The 217-nt window shown below is 41.9% G+C and carries 1 rRNA gene; it reads left to right on the top strand.

The features are described from left to right. Window positions 1-106 precede the first annotated feature (106 nt). Window positions 107-217, top strand: a 16S ribosomal RNA gene (locus tag HMPREF2642_RS05565); the annotation flags it as partial.

Here is a 217-nt window from a genome sequence, read left to right as displayed (position 1 = left end):
ATGAACATTGAAAACTGAATGACAATATGTCAACGTTAATTCCAATAAACGTAACGAAACGTTACAAACTATTTAGTATTTATGAGCTAATCAAACATCATAATTTTTTATGGAGAGTTTGATCCTGGCTCAGGATGAACGCTGGCGGCGTGCCTAATACATGCAAGTCGAGCGAACAGACGAGGAGCTTGCTCCTCTGACGTTAGCGGCGGACGGG

Source organism: Staphylococcus sp. HMSC055A09, assembly GCF_001809655.1.
In the GTDB taxonomy this organism is placed as follows: Bacteria; Bacillota; Bacilli; order Staphylococcales; family Staphylococcaceae; genus Staphylococcus; species Staphylococcus capitis.
Note: the sequence above shows the minus strand (reverse complement) of the source record. Positions and strands in the feature narration are given on the sequence as shown.